This is a genomic window from Sphingobium baderi (genome assembly GCF_001456115.1).
Lineage (GTDB): Bacteria > Pseudomonadota > Alphaproteobacteria > Sphingomonadales > Sphingomonadaceae > Sphingobium > Sphingobium baderi_A.
Genome location: NZ_CP013264.1, coordinates 1,255,847 through 1,271,219, shown reverse-complemented (window position 1 = coordinate 1,271,219; position 15,373 = coordinate 1,255,847). Strand labels below are relative to the sequence as shown.

At 61.7% G+C, this 15,373-nt stretch carries 12 protein-coding genes; 5 read left to right on the top strand and 7 right to left on the bottom strand.

All coding sequences use genetic code 11. The features are described from left to right. Positions 1–80: 80 nt before the first annotated feature. Genes ATN00_RS06285 through ATN00_RS06275 form a run of 3 tightly spaced genes read right to left on the bottom strand, consistent with a single transcriptional unit; the run spans position 81 to position 2,829 of the window. Positions 81–1,322 carry an SAM-dependent methyltransferase gene (locus ATN00_RS06285; RefSeq protein ID WP_062063279.1) on the bottom strand — a complete coding sequence of 414 codons (1,242 nt, stop codon included), beginning with the start codon at positions 1,320–1,322 and terminating at the stop codon, positions 81–83. 32 nt (positions 1,323–1,354) lie between these two features. Continuing rightward, positions 1,355–2,107, bottom strand: coding sequence for a molybdopterin-binding protein (locus tag ATN00_RS06280; protein WP_062063277.1), 753 nt, complete (start codon positions 2,105–2,107; stop codon positions 1,355–1,357). Continuing rightward, positions 2,104–2,829, bottom strand: coding sequence for a cytochrome b/b6 domain-containing protein (locus ATN00_RS06275; RefSeq protein WP_062063274.1), 726 nt, complete (start codon positions 2,827–2,829; stop codon positions 2,104–2,106). The genes ATN00_RS06280 and ATN00_RS06275 overlap by 4 nt, the downstream gene beginning before the upstream one ends. A gap of 280 nt (positions 2,830–3,109) precedes the next feature. Between ATN00_RS06275 and ATN00_RS06270 the strand changes: the two genes are divergently transcribed. Both ATN00_RS06270 and ATN00_RS06265 read left to right on the top strand, forming a co-directional pair. Next, the gene (locus tag ATN00_RS06270) at positions 3,110–3,616 is read left to right on the top strand and encodes an outer membrane protein (RefSeq protein WP_062063272.1); all 507 of its coding nucleotides are present in this window, start codon (positions 3,110–3,112) and stop codon (positions 3,614–3,616) included. Between the two features lie 316 nt (positions 3,617–3,932). Next, positions 3,933–4,445 carry an outer membrane beta-barrel protein gene (locus tag ATN00_RS06265; protein ID WP_062063270.1) on the top strand — a complete coding sequence of 171 codons (513 nt, stop codon included), beginning with the start codon at positions 3,933–3,935 and terminating at the stop codon, positions 4,443–4,445. Between the two features lie 80 nt (positions 4,446–4,525). Here the strand turns inward: ATN00_RS06265 and rlmN are convergent, their stop codons facing one another. Together rlmN and ATN00_RS06255 are read right to left on the bottom strand one after the other, a co-directional pair. Next, entirely contained in the window at positions 4,526–5,785 is a 1,260-nt protein-coding gene (rlmN, locus tag ATN00_RS06260; RefSeq protein WP_062063268.1) for a dual-specificity RNA methyltransferase RlmN, read from the bottom strand. Positions 5,786–5,894: 109 nt separating this feature from the next. Continuing rightward, positions 5,895–6,386, bottom strand: coding sequence for a hypothetical protein (locus ATN00_RS06255; protein ID WP_062063266.1), 492 nt, complete (start codon positions 6,384–6,386; stop codon positions 5,895–5,897). Between the two features lie 172 nt (positions 6,387–6,558). On the opposite strand from ATN00_RS06255, the gene dnaN reads away from it, so the two are divergent. Together dnaN and ATN00_RS06245 are read left to right on the top strand one after the other, a co-directional pair. Beyond that, a complete protein-coding gene (gene dnaN, locus ATN00_RS06250) occupies positions 6,559–7,671 on the top strand; it encodes a DNA polymerase III subunit beta (protein WP_062063264.1) in 1,113 nt (370 codons plus the stop codon). 92 nt (positions 7,672–7,763) lie between these two features. After that, positions 7,764–10,367 (top strand): putative bifunctional diguanylate cyclase/phosphodiesterase, encoded by a 2,604-nt coding sequence (locus ATN00_RS06245; protein WP_062063262.1) that lies wholly within the window; start codon positions 7,764–7,766, stop codon positions 10,365–10,367. A 162-nt stretch (positions 10,368–10,529) separates the two neighbouring features. Here the strand turns inward: ATN00_RS06245 and ATN00_RS06240 are convergent, their stop codons facing one another. Then, complete coding sequence (locus ATN00_RS06240; RefSeq protein WP_231746398.1) at positions 10,530–13,298, bottom strand: TonB-dependent receptor; 2,769 nt, start codon at positions 13,296–13,298, stop codon at positions 10,530–10,532. A gap of 66 nt (positions 13,299–13,364) precedes the next feature. Further along, a protein-coding gene (locus tag ATN00_RS22775) for an IS5 family transposase (RefSeq protein ID WP_156415232.1) occupies positions 13,365–14,122 on the bottom strand; the annotation gives its coding sequence in 2 pieces (ribosomal slippage) (positions 13,365–13,789 and positions 13,789–14,122; 759 coding nt in all). Positions 14,123–14,272: 150 nt separating this feature from the next. Between ATN00_RS22775 and pip the strand changes: the two genes are divergently transcribed. Further along, on the top strand, positions 14,273–15,214 hold the full coding sequence (pip, locus tag ATN00_RS06225) for a prolyl aminopeptidase (protein ID WP_062063256.1): 942 nt from the start codon (positions 14,273–14,275) through the stop codon (positions 15,212–15,214). The last annotated feature ends 159 nt before the right edge of the window (positions 15,215–15,373 follow it).

The window sequence follows — 15,373 nt, the reverse complement described above, 5'->3', positions numbered from 1 at the left end:
GACGGGACTTGATGAGGAAGATGGGCGTTGGCGACTGAACCGTCGGGGAACGCGCCTGTCAGTTTGGGTTCAGGCTTATCCTACCGCCCGCGCAGACCTGCTTCGGCCTGCGCCATATAATCGCGGGTGATCGGCAGGGTGCGCCGGTTACGCGCATATTGGACCTGAAAATTCACCATGCTGCCATGCTCGAACACCGTCGCGGCACCCGCCAGATAGAAAGTCCACAGGCGGAAAAACCGCTCGTCATACAGGGCGACGATCTCTTCCTTGTGCTCCATTGCCCGCTTATACCATTCGCGGATCGTAAGGCCGTAATGCAGGCGCAGAACCTCCACGTCCGTCACCATCAGACGCGTGCCCTCGCTGCCTATCAACATTTCAGACAAAGCTGGGATATATCCGCCAGGGAAGATATATTTTTGCGTGAAGGCGTCGGTGATGCCGGGACCGTCCATCCGCCCGATGGTGTGGATCAGCATTACCCCTTCAGGCGTCAGCAGGTCACGGCATTTGTTGAAGAAGGTGCGGTAATGCGCTGTGCCCACATGTTCGAACATGCCGACGGACACAACCCGATCGAACGGCCCCTCCATATCGCGATAGTCGATCAGTTCGAAACGGACATGGTCCGATACGCCAGCATCCTGTGCTCGCTGGCGCGCAACCTTGAGCTGTTCTTCGGATAGGGTGATGCCGGTCACATCGACGCCGCAGGTGCGGTGGAGATAGAGCGCCATGCCACCCCAACCACAACCGATGTCCAGCACCTTCATGCCCGGTTCCAGCAGCAGCTTGGCAGCGATATGCGCTTTCTTGTCTTCCTGCGCCTCTTCCAGGCTGATCCCCGCCTGATTGTCGGCATCGGGCCAGTAAGCGCAGCTATATTGCCGGTCCTTGTCGAGGAAGAGCGCATAAAGCGCGCCCGACAAATCATAATGATGGGCGACATTGGCTTTGGCGCGGGAACGATGGTTGGCGCGCCAGAGCGTCTGTCGAAGCGCCTTGAAACCGCGTTTCAAGGGCCCTTTGGCGCTGATCGATTTGCCGTTTTCCCAAGCGTTATTGACGCGAATTAGGGAGATCAGTTCCATGATCCCGCCACCTTCGATGATGACCCGCCCCTCAATATAGGCTTCCGCCATGCCGAGCCGCGGATCTTTCAATATATCGATGGGAACGCGCGAATCGAGGAATTGAAGGGTCAACGCGGGAAAGGCTGGATCGGCCGTTCCCACCGTGCTGCGAGAGCCGTCATGATAGATGACCGTAAGCTGGCCTTGCGAAACCAGTCGTTTGAGAACCCGATCGAATATTTTCATGCGCCGCACCCTGCCCTGTCATGACGCGGGCGTCAAATGCCTGCATACCAGTCATAACCGGCCCGATCTTCCCAGTAGCCGCCCTTACCCGCGCCGATGCCGGAGAGACTTTCCACCGCCTCTATTCCCGTCAGATATTTGGCGTGCTTGTAGCCAAGCTGCCGCTCCACCCGCAGTCGCAGCGGCGCCCCGTTCGCCACCCGCAAAGGTTGGTCGCCCAGTGCGAAAGCCAGAATGGTCTGGGGATGGAACGCGTCGATCAGGTCGATGCTTTCATAATAGGCATTACCGTTCCCCATATCGTCGGCGCAGCGAAAAACGATGTAGCGCGCGCGGCTGCTCATCCGCGCCGCATTCAGAATCAGCGATAGCGGCACGCCGCGCCATTTGCCGATCGCACTCCATCCTTCCACGCAATCGTGGCGCGTAATCTGCTCGCGATGGGGCATGGCATGAAGTTGCACGAGGGAAAGCGACAGGGGCCGGGCCACCATTCCGCTTACGCGCAGCCGCCAGTCGGCAAAGCCGTTGCGCCACAGTGTCTTATATTCGGGCGTGTTGGGATTAGCGGTGCCGTTCGCGCGAAAAAAGGGGGAAATCTGGTCGGGCCGGAATTCATGGGCGAGGGCATCGCGGCGCATCAGACTGCGTTGCGCCCATTTATGGAAATTCTCGGCTGAAAACAGCGTGTCGCGCACCCTTTCATTGCTCGCCAGCCGATCGCATCCGGCCAGCGTGACCGCTCCGCCCAGCACCAGTGCGCGGCGGGATAGCAAAAGCGTCATCTCCCTTCCTCCGGCAGGCGATATTTGCCGGTGAGCATCGACCGGATTTCATTCAGCGGCCCCGCCAGCAGAACCATGAGAATGTGAACGAGAAAAAAGGCCATCAGGGCGAACGCCGCCAGGAAATGAAGCGACCGGGCCGATTGGCGGCCGCCAAACAGATCGATCAGCCAGGGCCAGGCCGCGTTCATGCCCGGTGACATGGTAAGCCCGGTCAGAATGACCAGCGGCAGCAATAGAAAGATCACGGCCATGTAACTGGCCTTTTGCAACACATTATAATGCAGCGCCGCTTCCCCCCTTGGGAAACGCAACCGGACATGATCCTTGACGTCTCGCCAGAGATGAGCAGGCGCCAACTCGCCCCGGCGGAAAAGCAAATCCTTACCAATATGCCCGTTGCCAAGGCTCCAGAGCATATAAGCGAGGAGCGAGACGATCAGGATCGGCGCGGCGGTCAGGTGCCAATGCCGCGACATGGCGAGATTATAGAGTGCCGGCAGGGTGATCCAGCCCGGAAAACGATCCAGTTCCAGCCACGCATGATCGAAATTGGCGCCATACTGGCCCCAATAGAGCCGGGGGTGGGCATTGAAGATGCCAAGGCCGCTGGTAAACAGCGTGTAGAGCAGCAGCACGTTCGCCCAATGCCACAGACGGGTGGACAGCCGATGGCGTTGCACCATACGCGCCGCCGTAGCGGGGACCAAGCCTTCTTTCATGGCAGGCACTGTTACTCTTTTGCATCAGTCAGGTCAAAATGGATGTTCCCTGACGGAAATGACAGAAGCCGTTCATGTGGCAGCCATCTGGCGAGAGCATAAGCGCGCTCCCCTCGCAAGTAAGATCGTCGGACATATAAGCGACTACGGAACGATACCTGCATGTTTCAAGGAGGGCTTGATCAAAATAAATAATAGATCAGTCCCTTTTCAAAACTGATTGAGCACCTAGATGGAGTTCATCCCGGTTCAGGGTGTCAAAGAATAAATGAGGAATATCATGAAGACTGCGATTCTCGCGGCCATTGCTGCTGCCTCCGTTGCCGTTCCAGCTTTTGCTCAGGACGCAACTCCCTTTACTGGCCCGCGTGCAGGCGCGATCCTGGGTTATGACAATATCCAGGGCAGCGATGGTTTCACCTATGGCGCCTCCGCCGGTTACGACATCGCGGTGGCCCCGCGCATCACGGCCGGCCCGGAAGTGTCGTTCAGCGACTCCACCACCAAGGACAGCGGCGTCCACGCCAGCCGCGACCTCGCCGCCTCGCTGCGTCTCGGTTATGCCGTGACGCCGAAGGTTCTGGCATTCGGCAAGGTCGGCTATGCCAACACCCGCTTCGAATTTGCCGGCGCGCATCAATCGCTGGAAGGCGTGCGTTTCGGCGGCGGCCTGGAATATTCGGTGACTCCGCGCACCTATATTTCCGCCGAATATCAGCGCACCGAATATGAAGATGATTTCGGCGGCCGCAATGCGGGCGTCGTCGGTATCGGCTTCCGCTTCTAAGCACGGAACCAGTGCATGGAGAAGGGCGGCTCCCCTTGTGAGCCGCCCTTTTTTTTGCATCTACGCTTGCGCCGCCCAAACTGTTGCGAAAAAACATCAATCCTCAATAATGTTTATGACGATGTTGCAACTCGATCCATGGCGACGCATATGCGCGTCACCGCAGATGAACATTGCGGTTCATGAGAAGGCTGAAGGCTGCTTACCGCAGTCTTTTTGCAAGGTGATAAAGAAAACAATCGAAACACCAGATCATGAATACATGACGGCTATTGTCATTCCGACAATGTTGCCGCTTCCATAATATGAGGGTTTTATGAAGACTGTGATTTTCGCAGCCGCTGCTGCTGCCGCTGTTGCCGTGTCCGCGCCTGCTTTCGCTCAGGAAGCCGCGTCCTTCACGGGTCCGCGCGCCGGCGTGACCATGGGCTATGACAAGTTCGACGGTGAAGATGGCTTCAGCTATGGCGTGACCGCCGGCTATGACCTGGCGCTCGCTCCCCGCGTGACCTTCGGCCCCGAAGTGTCCTTCGGCGACACCACCACCGGTGAAGGCGGCGTCGAAATCAGCCGCGACCTCGCTGCTTCGGTGCGTCTGGGTTATATTGTCACCCCGCAGATCCTCGCCTTCGCCAAGGTCGGCTACGCAGACACCCGCGTCGACGTCGGTGGTGCGGGCTTCGCGGTGGAAGGTGTGCGTTATGGCGGCGGTCTGGAATTTGCAGCCCGTCCGAACATCTACATTTCGGCTGAGTATCAGCGCACCGAATATGAAGCCAATTTCGGTGGCCGTGATGCGGGCGTCGTCGGCATCGGCTTCCGTTTCTGATCCTTCCTGGACAGCAAATAGGAAAGGGCGGTCCCATGGGGCCGCCCTTTTTCGTTGCGCCATATTAGGTTGGTGAACGATCAGCCCAGCGCCGCCTGTTTCTCCTCGGCCAGCCGGTTGAGTTCGGCGCGGCTCTTCTTCTCGCTCGCGGATTTGAGCTGCCCACACGCCGCCATGATGTCCCGCCCGCGCGGCGTGCGGACCGGAGCGGAAATACCGCCTTCGAACACTATGTCGGAAAAGCGCCTGATCCGCTCCGGCGTCGAACATTCATAGTCGGTGCCCGGCCATGGATTGAAGGGGATCAGGTTCACCTTCGCAGGCAATTTGAACTGGCGGAGCAGGCGGACAAGCTCATGCGCGTCGGCGTCGCTGTCATTCTTGTCCTTTATCATCACATATTCGAAGGTGATGCGCCGCGCATTGTTCGCGCCGGGATAGTCGGCGCAGGCCTGCAACAGCTCCTCGATCCCATATTTCCGGTTGAGCGGCACCAGTTCGTCGCGCACGTCCTTGGTCACGGCATGGAGCGACACGGCAAGATTGACGCCGATCTCCTCACCTGCCCGCGCCATCATCGGCACTACACCAGACGTGGAGAGAGTGATGCGCCGCTTCGACAAAGCCAGCCCGTCGCCGTCCATCACGACCTTCAGCGCGTCGCGCACATGGTCGAAATTATAGAGCGGCTCGCCCATGCCCATCATAACGATGTTGGTCAGCATCCGGCCGTCGGGCGCATATTGCGGAGCGTCATCATCCTCATCCTCGATGGTCGAGGACATACTCCCCTTGGGCCATTCGCCCAGCGCGTCGCGCGCCAGCATCACTTGCCCCACGATCTCGCCCGGCGTCAGATTGCGGACAAGGCGCATCGTGCCGGTATGACAGAAGCGGCAGTTGAGCGTGCAGCCGACCTGGCTCGACACGCAGAGCGTCCCCCGATCCGCATCGGGGATGAACACCATTTCATAATCCTGCCCGTCGTCGGAGCGCAGCAACCATTTCCGCGTGCCGTCGCTCGACACCTGCGCCTCCACCACCTGCGGACGGCCGACGATGAAGCGCGCCGCCATCCAGCCGCGCATCGGCTTGGCGAGGTCGGTCATCTTCTCGAAATCGGTCTCGCCGCGATGGTAGAGCCAGTGGAAAAGCTGCTTGGCGCGCAGCTTCGCCTGCTTGGGCTCCAGCCCCGCGCTTTCCAGAACAGCACGGATCCGATCGCGCGCCAGGCCTAGCAGGTCGACGCGGCCATCCTCGCGCGGTGTTACGGCGCGCGGCACGGGCACAGGATCGATAGCGCCGGGAATCGGCATGAGCGGGTTGGCGGCTGTCTGCATAGGGCGCGCACATAGTCGATTTGCCTGGATTTTGAAAGGGTGCGGCTTGCCAGAGCATTTTGAAGTCAGCTGGCACGGCTGACGGCTCACAAAAATGCGGCAAAAAGATCTAGCGCAGTTTCGCGCATCCCAGCGCCGCCGCGTCGATCGCCGTCGCCGCCCCGCGCAAAGCGTAGGTGTCGGCAAAAGCCCGCCCGCGCATGTCGGCGGACTGCACGCTCATGCTGGTGGCCGACCGCATCGCCGCGACAATGGCGGCGTCTCCGCGCGCATCGGGGGCCCAGGCATCGACCTGCCCCGCGACAAGGGGAAAGCGCCTATCGCCAATGCTCAGGATCACGGGCGCCTTGTCGCCGCGCATCCGGCTCAGGCGAAAATGAACCTGCCCCCGCAGTTTCTCGCGCGGCCAACTCGCAACCGAGGCGAATCCATTGAGCGCAACGCTGGAACGGATGCTAACGGGCTGCGCGATGGCGTAGCAGCGCGGCGTCGCCGGATCGCGGAAAGCGCCCCAACCTTCGAATATCCCCAGCGAATCGCGCGCCTGCGCTGGCGCGGCAGCCAGCATCAGGATGGGGATCAGGGCAAGGGCGCATCGCATTCCCCCGGCAAAGCCCAAGCCGATTCCTTTTGCAAGCCCTGGCTTTGCACGGAAAGGATGAGCGAGTGCTTGCCGCCGCCGTCATAGCGGCTATGAAGGACCATCCATCATTGTCACCCGGATTCGACCGAAGCCGGGTCATCGGCGAAAAAGAAACGGACAGAACAGGGACATGAAGGCCACCATCGAACGCGCAACGCTCCTGAAAAGTCTGAGCCACGTCCAGTCGGTGGTCGAACGGCGCAACACCATACCGATCCTGTCGAACGTGCTGATCGAAGCATCGGCAGACGGCGCGATCAAGCTGATGGCGACCGACCTCGATCTCCAGATCGTGGAGAGCATCTCCGCGCAGGTCGAACAGGCCGGTGCCACCACCATTTCGGCGCACACGCTGTTCGACATCGCGCGCAAGCTGCCCGAAGGCAGCCAGGTGCTGCTCCACGCGGCCGAGGGCAAGATGCTGATCCAGGCGGGCCGTGCGCGCTTCAACCTGTCGACCCTGCCGCGCGACGACTTCCCGGTGATCGCGGAAGGCGACCTGCCGACCAGCTTCGAACTGCCCGCCGAAACGCTGAAGCAGATCATCGACAAGACGCGCTTCGCGATTTCGACCGAAGAGACGCGCTATTATCTCAACGGCATCTATTTCCATGTGTCGGATGAAGGCCAGCCGGTGCTCAAGGCCGCGGCGACCGATGGCCACCGCCTCGCCCGCGTGACGGTTCCCCGGCCCGATGGCGCGGATGGGATGCCGGGCATCATCATCCCGCGCAAATGCATTGGCGAGCTTCGCAAGCTGCTGGACGAGGTCGAAGGATCGGTCGCAGTTTCGCTGTCCGCCAGCAAGATCCGTTTCGGCCTTGGCAGCGCGATCCTGACCAGCAAGTTGATCGACGGCACTTTCCCCGATTACAGCCGCGTCATTCCGACGGGGAACGACAAGTTGCTCAAGATCGACCCGCGCAGCTTCGAGGAAGGCGTGGACCGTGTCGCCACCATCGCCACGGAAAAGACCCGCGCGGTCAAGATGGCACTCGATCGCGACAAGATCACACTATCCGTCACCAGCCCCGAAAACGGCACGGCTGCGGAAGAAGTCTCCGGCGCGTTCCAGGGCGAAGGCTTCGAAATCGGCTTCAACGCCCGCTATCTGCTCGACATATTGGGGCAGATCGACAGCGACCTCGTCGAACTGCATCTGGCTGATGCGGCGGCGCCCACGCTGATTCGCGAGAATGATCGCAGCCCGGCGCTCTATGTGCTGATGCCGATGCGAGTGTGATTGCCGATCTTCGCGAATGAAGTGATTAAATTCCGTCGTTTTTGAGCCTTCTAGGTAAGCTTCTTTCAAGAAGTTTGGGTTAGGCACAGGGCATGAACCCCGTGCGTCCAGCTTTTCCGGAGTCCACAGCGCCCAGTCCCGGCCTCATGACGTCGCTGGGACTGGCAGAAAGCGGTGGAGATGTATCTGCGACCTGGGTTTCACGGGCCTTCCTTCTCATTGCCGCGCTTTGGCCGCTGGTTCTGCTGGCGAGGATTTGCATTTCCGCCCTCTACGGCGCGCCTTTCCATCATATAGCCAGCCCATGGCAATCGATCCTGCTGGCGGCGATGCTGTTGGCGGACGGCGCGCTGATGATCGCGCCGCGCCAGAGCCGATTCCGCGCGCTCATGCCACATGTACAGATGTGGCTTATGCTGCCCATGGCTTTCCTTTCGGGACTTACATTCAGCCTCTGGTGCAATGTCACCGCCCCGTCCCTGCATTTCATCGTGCCCGAATTTGCCGTCGCGCTGCTGGCGGTGTGCATCTTCGGCGACCGTAGGCTGCTGGGCCTGTCCTATTTCCTGGGCGTCCTGCTGGTGTCGGTCATGCAGCAAGGCGGCTGGATGCAGGCCGGGCTGGCGGTGAGCTGCGTGTCGGTCATGCTGATCGCCACGGTGCGGCAGGCCAGGGTGGACCGCGATCAGGCCATGCTACGCTACCGGCAGGAATTGCGGGCCCAGCGTTCCGACCGACTGCTTCATGAATATGAACGCTCCGGTCGGGGCTGGTTCTGGGAAACGGACCGGCAGGGATTGCTAGTCTATCTTTCCAAAACGCTGGCCACGACGTTGGGCAGGCCCGTCGAACAACTCATCGGACAACCTTTCACCGATCTTGTCGGCCCCGGCAACCGCCCTCATGGCGACGGTGAACGTACATTGGGATTCCATCTGTCGGCGCGTTCGGGTTTTACCGAGGTCGCCGTTCAGGCCGCGATGATGAACGAGGAGCGCTGGTGGTCGATTTCCGGCCAACCGGTATTCAATGAATATGGTCAGTTCCAGGGCTTTCGCGGCAGCGGCACCGATCTTACCGAAATAAAGCGCAGTCAAGCCGAAGTGGCGCGACTGGCCCAGTTCGATTCTCTCACAGGCCTCGCCAATCGGGTCCAGATAATGCAGGCGCTGGAGCACTCCATCAAGAGCATCAATGGCCAGATGGGCGAATGCACCCTGATGATGCTGGACCTGGACCGTTTCAAGAGCGTCAATGACACGCTGGGACATCCGGCCGGAGACGCGCTGTTGCGACAGGTCAGCGAGCGACTGCTCCGAGTGGTCGGCAATCAGGGGCTGGTCGGCCGCCAAGGCGGCGACGAGTTCAAGATCCTTCTGGTCGGGCGTCAGGACCCAGCGGTGCTGGGCCATCTCGCCCAGGCTATCATCAGCACCATATCTCAGCCCTACAAGATCGAGGATACGTCCGTCGTCATCGGCGTTTCGATCGGCATTTCCCACTGCCCGCACGACGGCGTGACCACCGACGCTCTGATCCGCAACGCCGATCTGGCGCTTTATGCGGCAAAGGGCAACGGCCGAGGCGTCTATCGCTTCTATTCATCCGACATGCACGCCGATGCGGAAGATCGCCGCCGACTGGAGGAGGATTTGCGCGACGCGCTGGCGACCGACGCGCTGCATCTGGTCTATCAGCCGGTCGTATCGTCCGTCACCGAACAGATCACTGGCTATGAAGCGCTGCTTCGCTGGCAGCATCCCCGGCGGGGGCTGATTGGCCCCGATATCTTCATTCCCATCGCGGAGGATACAGGCCTGATCGCGCAGATCGGGGACTGGGTGATCCGCACAGCCTGCAAGGACGCGGCGCAATGGGTGGGAAGCACGCGCGTGGCGGTCAACGTCTCCCCAATCCAGTTCGCCAATCCCAGCTTTCCCTCCACAATCATGAACGCGCTGGCGTCGACGCAATTGTCGCCCGAACGCCTGGAGCTGGAAATCACCGAGAGCGTGTTCCTGAACGACAATGCGGACACCGATTCGATGTTCGCGCGACTGAAGGCCCTGGGCGTACGTCTGGCGCTGGACGATTTCGGGACAGGTTATTCCTCGCTCGGCTACTTGAAGAAAGCGCCGTTCGACAAGATCAAGATCGACCAGAGCTTCGTGCGCGGCGCGGCGATCAAGGGCAATCGCAACAGCGCAATCATCAAGGCCATCGTAAGCCTGGCCGAAGCACTGGGCATGGACACGACGGCGGAGGGCGCGGAAACCCATGACGAGCTGGACCTGATCCGCCAACTGGGGTGCAGTCATGTGCAGGGCTATGTCTACGGACGGCCGATGGGCGCCGCTGAGGTGCTCGAACGTCAGTTGAGCGCGGGCACTGCTGCCAAGGTCGAAGGTTTCAAATCCAGTCGGCCCGAACGCAAATCCATGCTGCGGACCGTGGCCGTGCATAATGACGGAGACATATATTCCGCGCGCATCCGCAACATTTCCGCCACCGGCGCGCTGGTCGAAGGACTGTGGAACGTGCCGGAAGGGACGACCTTCATCATCGAGCTGGCGGACAATTATTTCGCCGACGCCGTCGCACACTGGTCGAAGGATGACCGCATGGGCGTGGAATTCCGGGAGGCGGTCGATCTCAGCCGCCTGAAAACCACCACTCGCCGCCTACTCGCATCCTGACCTCTCGGGATTGTCTCCGTTCTCGGCCATTCCTCCCAACACCCGTTCGCCCGGAGTAGGGGTGAGCGAAGCCGAAGTGGCTACTCAGGACGAACGGATGGAATATGTCCAAAATCCACCTAATAACCGCCGCTTTGCAAGATCACGCGGCAGCATGGCCGGTCAGAAGAACAGCTTGCGGAAACTGATCGTCACCGTGCGGCCCAGCGGGTCCAGATAGTCCGGCTGATAACGCAGCGGCGTCGCCCCGGTCGCGTCCGTCACATCCCGCCGCGCATTGAAGATATTGTCGATGCCGATGGAAACCCGCGCGCCTCGCAGGAAAGGATGGTCGCGCACCAGTCCGGGCATCTGCCCCAGATTGGCGAAGAGGCGCAGATTGGCGGTGGCGAGGCTGCCGAAGTTCAGGCGCGACGTGCCGCCCAGCGCGCCGTCGACATGCGTCCCGCTTTCCCAGTTGACGCTCAGCCGCCCGCCGATGCCGTTGTTGGAATAGCCCAGCCGCGCTTCGACCTCATGGCGTGGTTGCCCGCCCGATGAACCGGTCGCGTCGCCGCTCAGCAGGTTGAGTTCCGGCACGCCCGGCGCGATCAGGATGCTCTCGGTCAAATGCCATGTGTGATACAGGCTGAAGCTGAGGCGTCCGCCACCGCCGCCGCCACGCCGCCCGCCAAAACCACCCCGCCCGCCGAAGCCGGTGCCCGGCCTTCCGCTCGGTCCCGCGTTGCTGCCGCCAGTCTCACCCGGTCCGCCCGGACCAGCATCGCGTCTGGGTTGGCCGTCGCCGCCTCCCTCGCCGTCGCCTCCACCAGCGGGACGGCGATTGCCGAACAGCGATTGCAGCTCGACCGGCCGGTTTTCGGGCTTTCCACCCGCCGCGCGCCAAGCTTCCATCAGCTTCTGCACATGCGATTTGAGCGGGATCGACAGGTTGAAGCCCCAGTGCAGTTCCTCGCTTTGCGACCGCAGGAAATTGATCGGCCTCGCGTCGATCTGCGTCAGCGCGCCGTCCGCATCGCGCAGGAAACGATCCTGAAAGGCCGCCTCTATGGCGGGTGTGGGCGTGGGGAAGGCCGCGATGGGATTACGGGTGCGGCTGTTGAGGTAGGTCGCCGTCAGCGTCAGATTGGGCTTGTCGAAGGGCTTCACCGTTGCGCTCAGGCGGAACTGGTCGCGCACGCTTTCCTTCAGCCCGGCATTGCCACCCGACAACGTCGTCACGAACACCGTCTGCCCGGTGGCATAATCGAAGACAGGCATATTGGGCGTGGAGATCAACGGATCAGTGATCTGCGATCCGGTTGGCGCGGCCCGGTCCTGATTGGCGGACATCAGGACCTGAACCGCCTTCACTGGCTTCCAGCGCAGACCGTAGCCCAGCGTCGAAAGCGTGCCGAAATCCGACAGGCGCTGCGCGGCGGCGTTTATGTTGACGCCGATGTCGCCCAGCATCCCCAGCACGTCCCGCGACCGGCTGGTGAGCGGCACGTCCAGGCTGATCTGCCCGCTCGCGATTTCCCGGCTATAATCCGCATTGCGCTCGACCCCCGACCGGATCGACCAGCTTTCAAAGCCATTGGCCGACCCGCCCAGACTGAGCGATGTCGTGACCTCCCCCGCAGGCAGGTCGAATAGCGGGCCGCTCAGCAGCAGATCGCCCGAAATCGCCTGCGATTTCGCCCGCGCACGGTCGGTGAGGCGTGTGGCCAGCAGATTGCCGGACATGTCGCCATAGGGGTTCACCGACGCGTCGCCCGCTTCCAGCGCCGCCTGTATCGCGCCGGTGGAAATGCCGCGATCCGTCCGCGTGCGGGTGTCGGAAATGTCGCCATTGCCGGTAAAGGACCATTGCCATCCGCCCCCCAGCGCGCCGTTCAGCGTGATCCCGATATGGCCCGTGGTGCCCCTTATCCCCTGCCCCAGCGCACCCGTCTGCGCGAGATAGCGGTAAAGCCGCGCATCGCCCGCGAAGGGCGAGAAGGGATTGCCTGCAGGCAATGTCAGCGCCGCCGCCGACAGCCCCTGAAACGAATCGTTGTCCGAAAGCTCCAGCCGCCCGTTGATGGTGGCCGACACCCCGCCCAGCGCGCGAGCCAGCGTGGCGTTGGCGGCAAAATTCTCTGTGGCGGGGCTGAGCGTGCGATAGCGGCCAAGGTCGCTGACGCTCTGCTGTCCCGCGCCCGCCACGAAATCGCTAAGCGCAGGCACGGAGGCAGCCGCACTTTTCGGCACGGCAGCCACCGTCACGGTCTGCCCGGCAAGGGCAGAAAGCGCCGGATCGATTTCCCCGTCCTGCGTCGGGGCGGTGATATTGCCGCCCAGCGAATAGGGCCGGGACGGCGCGGTCGGAATGATATCCCGCTGGCTTTCCAGCAGTTGCGCGGCGCGGCTATATTTGAGGTTCAACGTGAAGCGGTTGTCGCCCCGGATACGCATGATGCCTGCTTCGGCCGATCCATTCTCACGCCCGCCATCTGTCGTCACGCCCCCGCGCACATCGGCGGATTCCGCGCGAAAACGCTGGCGCAGCACAATGTTCATGACCTTCTGCGTCGGCGCATAGCCATAGGACAGCGCAACCTGTTCGGGCAGCACGTCGACCCGCGCCACCGCTTCGGAAGGGAGATCCTGAATCTCCGAAAAGCTGGAGATGCGCTTGCCGTTGAGGAGGATGATGGGCGTGCCGTTGGTTTCGGCCGACAGTTCAGACACCATTTCGGAAATCGACGCGACGCCCAGCGCGCGGATGTCGGCGGCGCGGAACTGCTGTTCGGGCTGGACATCTCCGAACACCGCCCCACGTTCCGGCTGGCCGGTGACGACGATTTCCTCCCCTTCGTCCATCTCCACGGGCGGGCGGCGCTCGGCCTCCTGCGCCATCAGCGCGCCGGGCGCCGCGCCGGACAATAAGGTGAAAATGGCAAAGGACATGGAACGCCGCACGGAAACCCCCAGAACAGACCTGAACATGGCCTGCCTAGGCTCAGGACTCATTGATCAGAGCCAGAAGATGACGGTGGCGGCAAGAGCGATGGCGGAGAAGAAGACCGTAGGGCACCGATCGTAGCGGGTGGCGACGCGGCGCCAGTCCTTGAGGCGACCGAACATGATCTCGATGCGGTTGCGGCGTTTGTAGCGACGCTTGTCGTATTTGATGGGATCGAGACGGGATTTTCGCCCAGGAATGCAGGGCTTGATCCCCTTTTCTTGAAGGGCGCCCCTGAACCAGTCGGCGTCATAGCCGCGGTCGCCCAGCAGCCACTGCGCCTTGGGAAGGTCGTCGAGTAGCGCGGCAGCGCCGGTATAATCGCTGATCTGGCCTGCGGTCATGAAGAAGCTGAGCGGACGACCGTTTGCATCGGTGACGGCGTGAAGCTTCGTGTTCATGCCCCCTTTGGTGCGGCCGATCAGCCGCCCGAGATCCCCTTTTTAAGCCGCAGGCTCGATGCCGTGCGGTGCGCCTTCAAGTAGGTCGCATCGATCATGACCGTCTTCGGATCGGCGCCCTCGGCGGCAAGCCCTTCCATCATGCGGAGGAAGACACCCATCTCGCCCCACCGCTTCCATCGGTTGTAGAGTGTCTTGTGGGGACCATAGTCCTTCGGCGCATCACACCAGCGCGACCCGTTGCGATTGACGAAAATGATCCCGCTCAGCACCCGCCGATCATCGACTCGTGGCCTGCCGTGGCTCTTGGGAAAATACGGTCGGAGCCGAGCCATCTGCTCGTCCGTCAGCCAGTACAGGTCGCTCATGTTCAATCTCCTTGCGGAGCCTGAATCAGATCATCCCTCCCGGATCAATGGGTCCTGAGCCTAGCAGCCAGTTGTCGCAAAATTCTCGCGGAGCAAAGGGAGATTTGTCGCAAATTGTATTTCCGACATGGGAGATTGTAATGTCGGACCATGCGAACACTTTATCCCCCGATCGAACCTTTCACCTCCGGCCATCTCGATACCGGGGACGGCCACAGCGTCTACTGGGAACGCGCCGGAACGCCGGGCGCGAAGCCCGCCATCTTCCTTCATGGCGGGCCAGGCGGGGGCTGCGCGCCCGATCATCGGCGTCTATTCGATCCGGCGCGTTATGACGTGCTGCTGTTCGACCAGCGCGGCTGCGGCCGCTCGACGCCCCATGCCGACCTCAACGCCAACACGACATGGCATCTGGTGGCCGACATCGAACGGCTGCGGACCATGATGGGCGTCGAAAAATGGCTGGTTTTCGGCGGGTCATGGGGATCGACGCTAGCGCTCGCTTATGCTCAGGCCCATGCGGATCGCGTCAGCGAACTGGTGCTGCGCGGCATCTTCACCGTCCGCAAGCGCGAGATCGACTGGTATTATCAGGAGGGCGCGAGCCGCATCTATCCGGACAAATGGGAACGCTTCCTCGCGCCTATAGCGCAAAGCGAGCGCGGCGATCTGCTCCATGCCTATCGCCGCATCCTGACGGGAGAGGATCATACGGCGCAGATCGCAGCGGCCAAGGCATGGAGCGTCTGGGAAGGCGAAACCATCCGCCTGCTGCCCGACCCCGATCTGTCGGCGACCCACGAAGCCGACGATTTTGCGCTCGCCTTCGCCCGAATCGAAAATCATTATTTCGTCCATGGCGGCTGGCTGGAGGACGACCAGCTCATCCGCGACGCGGGCAAGCTACGCGACACTCCCGGCGTCATCGTGCAGGGCCGCTATGACATGGCCTGCCCGGCGGAGACCGCCTGGTCGCTGCACCGCGCTTGGCCGCGGGCGCGCTTCGAGATGATCGAGGGCGCGGGCCACGCCTATAACGAGCCGGGCATATTGGACGCCCTGATCCGGGCAACGGATGGGTTCGCAAGGTGAGAGATTGGTGGCGACCCGGCATCCTTCCCCGACACCGCGGACTTGTTCAGCTTCGCAGGCTCGGCTCAGGGTTCAATTGCCGGATCAAGCAGGGTTCTTGGGACATGATGATTACTGAACCAAGTTCAGCATGATGTCGCGGGCAACGCCCGCTCTCGA

Excerpts from the sequence above, each read along its gene's own strand:
- ATN00_RS06285 (WP_062063279.1), bottom strand. The coding sequence starts at position 1,322 with ATGAAAATATTCGATCGGGTTCTCAAACGACTGGTTTCGCAAGGCCAG.
- ATN00_RS06280 (WP_062063277.1), bottom strand. The coding sequence starts at position 2,107 with ATGACGCTTTTGCTATCCCGCCGCGCACTGGTGCTGGGCGGAGCGGTC.
- ATN00_RS06275 (WP_062063274.1), bottom strand. The coding sequence starts at position 2,829 with ATGAAAGAAGGCTTGGTCCCCGCTACGGCGGCGCGTATGGTGCAACGC.
- ATN00_RS06270 (WP_062063272.1), top strand. The coding sequence starts at position 3,110 with ATGAAGACTGCGATTCTCGCGGCCATTGCTGCTGCCTCCGTTGCCGTT.
- ATN00_RS06265 (WP_062063270.1), top strand. The coding sequence starts at position 3,933 with ATGAAGACTGTGATTTTCGCAGCCGCTGCTGCTGCCGCTGTTGCCGTG.
- rlmN (WP_062063268.1), bottom strand. The coding sequence starts at position 5,785 with ATGCAGACAGCCGCCAACCCGCTCATGCCGATTCCCGGCGCTATCGAT.
- ATN00_RS06255 (WP_062063266.1), bottom strand. The coding sequence starts at position 6,386 with ATGCGATGCGCCCTTGCCCTGATCCCCATCCTGATGCTGGCTGCCGCG.
- dnaN (WP_062063264.1), top strand. The coding sequence starts at position 6,559 with ATGAAGGCCACCATCGAACGCGCAACGCTCCTGAAAAGTCTGAGCCAC.
- ATN00_RS06245 (WP_062063262.1), top strand. The coding sequence starts at position 7,764 with ATGAACCCCGTGCGTCCAGCTTTTCCGGAGTCCACAGCGCCCAGTCCC.
- ATN00_RS06240 (WP_231746398.1), bottom strand. The coding sequence starts at position 13,298 with ATGTCCTTTGCCATTTTCACCTTATTGTCCGGCGCGGCGCCCGGCGCG.
- pip (WP_062063256.1), top strand. The coding sequence starts at position 14,273 with ATGCGAACACTTTATCCCCCGATCGAACCTTTCACCTCCGGCCATCTC.